General features: G+C 69.3%; 3 protein-coding genes. 2 read left to right on the top strand and 1 reads right to left on the bottom strand.

Annotation, left to right across the window (positions count from 1 at the left end; translation table 11 throughout):
• Positions 1-169 precede the first annotated feature (169 nt).
• Positions 170-520 (bottom strand): hypothetical protein, encoded by a 351-nt coding sequence (locus tag DD1DGNOD_RS18785; protein WP_131770731.1) that lies wholly within the window; start codon positions 518-520, stop codon positions 170-172.
• A 363-nt stretch (positions 521-883) separates the two neighbouring features.
• Between DD1DGNOD_RS18785 and DD1DGNOD_RS18790 the strand changes: the two genes are divergently transcribed.
• Together DD1DGNOD_RS18790 and DD1DGNOD_RS18795 are read left to right on the top strand one after the other, a co-directional pair.
• Positions 884-2,917 carry a serine/threonine-protein kinase gene (locus tag DD1DGNOD_RS18790; protein ID WP_165035129.1) on the top strand — a complete coding sequence of 678 codons (2,034 nt, stop codon included), beginning with the start codon at positions 884-886 and terminating at the stop codon, positions 2,915-2,917.
• Positions 2,918-3,197: 280 nt separating this feature from the next.
• The coding region (locus tag DD1DGNOD_RS18795) for a nitroreductase family deazaflavin-dependent oxidoreductase (protein WP_131770732.1) at positions 3,198-3,604 on the top strand (407 nt) is incomplete at its 3' end.

A 3,604-nucleotide genomic window follows, 5' to 3' on the forward strand; every position in this document is an offset into this window, starting at 1 on the left:
AGCTTGAGCAACGCCGGCCGCTGTGGCCGCAGTTGCGGGACATCCGCGATCCGAGCGTCGACGAGACGCGCAAGATCACCGGTACGGGTGGCCCGCCACACGTCGAACTCGAACCAGGACTGGGGAACCCGGAGCGTGAACCACGAAGGAACACCGGTGGTTGTCGCGCTCACTGCGCGCGGCCCGCCGCCACCGGCGAAGCGGACGCCGCGGCAACAGGAGCCGCGGGTACGGCCGGCGTCAACGCCCCGGCCAGGCCGGAATCCACCTCGGACACCCCCTCGGCCAGCCCGCGCAGCAGGCCGGATGCCCGCTCCAGCAACTTGTCCATCGACTCGCGGCTGTCCGACGAGTGGCTCACGAAATGGTCCAGCGCCGTCTCCACCTCCTTCGAGCCGGTCACACCGTGCAGACCGTCGAAGGCGGCACCGAGAGAGGTAAGGGTGCTGCGAATATCGGCCAGGTCGTTGGAGACCTGCCGGGCGACATCGGGATCGCTCTCGAAGACACTCGCCATCATGTCATCACCCCTTACTCAGGCTACTCACGCCTACCATGGCCCGTTACCATGGCCCGGCCGGCCTGGCGTCTTCGGCGCCTCCTCACCGGGCATGGCCGACGACGGAGCCATAGCCTGAAGACACCTGAAAGGCTAGTCAGCACCCTATCAAGAAGCAATAAGAACAGACTGTAACGACCAAAGGCTGTGCGATCATGACTCTTTTCGCGCAGCCGGGGGCCGAGGGGGCGCTGGAAAAACAGCGCATGCGGCATCACGTCCCCGAAGCGCTCTCCCACGCACGTCGCCGAAGCACGTCGTGGATCACGCCGCAGGCTTACCATATAGTTCCACGAGGACATGCGTCGCAGCGAACGGGTTCGTATGAAACATACCGGGGGCGATGTGGGGAAGACTCGGGCGGGCCAGGGGACGGCGGGGGCGTCGCCAGGTCCGGTCATCGAGGGGTACCGGGATTTCCGCCGGATCGCGATCGGCGGGTTCAGCACCGTCTACACCGCCTACCAGGAACGTTTCGCGCGAACGGTAGCCGTGAAGGTCCTGGGTACCGACATCGGGGACGCGGACGCGCTGCGCCGGTTCACCCGCGAGTGCCAGGCGTCCGGGCGCCTGTCCCACCTCCCCGAGATCGTCACCGTGTACGACGCGGGCGCCACCGCCGACGATCAGCCGTTCATCGCGATGCAGTATTTCCCGCGGGGATCACTGGTCGACCGGATACGCGACAACAACCAGCTGTCAGTGCCGGAAGCCGTCGGAGTAGGTGTGTCCGTCGCCCGGGCACTGGCCGCGGCACACCGCGCTGGCATTACTCATCGTGACGTCAAGCCGGGGAATCTCCTGGTCTCCGACGAGGGCGGCGCAGTACTGAGCGACTTCGGGGTGGCGAGCGTCGTCACCGGCCCGGAGAAGTCGGTCAGCCTTGACGCCTACACGCCGGTCCACTGCGCCCCGGAGGTCCTCGACGGGCAGCGGTACTCGCCGTCCGCCGACGTCTACGCCCTCGGTTCGACCCTGTACACCCTGCTTGCCGGCACAGCCCCGTTCGCGCCCCGCGCCGGCGACGGACCGGCGACGGTCATGCGGCGCATCCTCGCCGGAGACGCCACAGAGCTCGACCAGGGTGTTCCGGAGCCACTCCGGGTGCTGATCGGACGCATGATGTCGGTCGATCCGCACCAACGCCCGACCGCGGTCAGCCTTGTCGAGGAGTCCAACGCGCTGCAGGACGTCCTGGGCACCGAGCCGCTGGCCCGGCCGGAAGCAGCCGGGGAGGAGCTCGCAGCCGACCCACCATCATCGGATACGCCGGCATCGGATACGCCGGCGGCCGGCGAGCCGGAAACAAGTACCGGTTCCGGAGCAGCCGCTGCCGGCGGCCCCCTCGCAGCAGCCACCCGCCGCCGTTCCCGTGCCGCCCCCGCCAGGAGCGGGCCGCAGCCAGCCCCGGCCGGCGCCGGCGGCACCGGCTCGCAGCCCGCTGCTCCCGGGTACCACGAGCCGCTGGACACTCCGACCAGAATCCGGCCGCGAGGTACACCGCTGCCTGTATCCGCGAACCCGGCATCCGCGGACAAGGGCTCCGATCGTCGACGGCTCCAAGGCAGGTGGATCACCACCGTGGCCGGCGTCGTGACCATGCTCGTGATCTCCGGAGCGCTGGCTGTCGCCCTCTGGGGAAGAACCGACTCGTCCGGAGCGCAGGCGGACAATGTCCTCATCCCGTCGGGAGCTGCGCCGTCGACACCCGGCGGGACGGATCCCGCTCCCTCCGGCCAGCGGACATCGGTCACCGCCACGACCAGCCCGACACCGACCGGATTCGGCCCCGGACCCGCGGACGCGGCGCCGGCGAACCCGGACTCACTGCGACCGCCGACGTCGCCCGCCACGCCGACGGCACCGACCGCCGGGGGCCCGGCAAGTCCACCACCCCAGGCAGATAGTGCTCCGGTTACCCCGCCCGCTCCGTCCCACACGCCCTCCTCCGTGCGGCCCTCGCCGCAACCGGCCCCCGTCGGCGGCTGCTCGGCGCGCAGCGAGACAAGCACCGACTACGCCGGACGGACCTTCTCGACCCGCTACTACTGCGGTACCTACGCGGGCTCGGCCGTCTACGCCAACGTCCGCTCCAACCAGGCGTCGGAGGCTCTCGACGACAGCGGATACATGGCCGCGGCCACGAACGTGTGGGTGCTGTGCCAGTACCAGGGCCGCTCGAACCCCGTCATCCAGGGCAACACCAACACCTGGTGGCTGTACACCCAGGCCGACGACGGGCGCTCCAACACTCATGGATACACCGCCGCCTGGGGGTATCTGCCGGCGACCGCGGTGTCCCAGGGCGGGCAGAACGAGCCCGTCCCCGGCGTACCGTCCTGCCCGTCCTACTTCTGATCATCCGGCGATCATCTGGTCACGTGACCTCGACGGCCTTTCTCGGCAGGCTGGCTGCAGCCTCCCGGTCCACGGGTCGGGGACGTGCGCTGGTCATCCGTCCGGATGGGCTCCGGATGGATTCCGGATGGGCATGGCGGCCGTGGAACCCCGCCGGATACCCACATGGCGACTGCCCAGTCCGACGATCGGCCTCCCGAATCGAGATCTGACCGTTGCTCGGCAGGGTACGACAGTCGATATGCGGGGTACGACAGTCAATCTTTGAGGAGGCCGCCACATGCCCCTGCCCAAATGGATCGCCTCGGCCAACCGCCGGGCCACCAACCGCGTCACCGGTCCCGCCGCGACACGTGTGCCGGGTTTCGGTGTCATCGTGCACAAGGGACGCCAGTCGGGCCGCGAGTACCGGACCCCTGTCAACGTGTTCACCTCCGACGGCGGTTACGTCGTCGCGCTGACCTATGGAAGCGACTCGGACTGGGTCAGGAACGTGCTGGCCGCCGGGGGTTGTGAGCTGGAACACCGGGGCCACCGGGAGGGTCTCGGCTCGCCGCACATCGTCCATGACGAAAGCCGGCGCCAGGTGCCTGCCGCGCTCCGGCCCGTGCTCGGCGCCATCAGCGTCTCGGACTTCATGACCCTGCAACCCCGGCCCACGCCGGTGTCCACGGCCGGCGACCAGCC

Source organism: Candidatus Protofrankia californiensis (genome assembly GCF_900634765.1).
GTDB classification, from domain to species: Bacteria; Actinomycetota; Actinomycetes; order Frankiales; family Frankiaceae; genus Protofrankia; species Protofrankia californiensis.

Bases quoted from the DNA above. Each gene is read 5' to 3' on its own strand.
- DD1DGNOD_RS18785 (WP_131770731.1), bottom strand. From the start codon at position 520: ATGATGGCGAGTGTCTTCGAGAGCGATCCCGATGTCGCCCGGCAGGTC.
- DD1DGNOD_RS18790 (WP_165035129.1), top strand. From the start codon at position 884: ATGAAACATACCGGGGGCGATGTGGGGAAGACTCGGGCGGGCCAGGGG.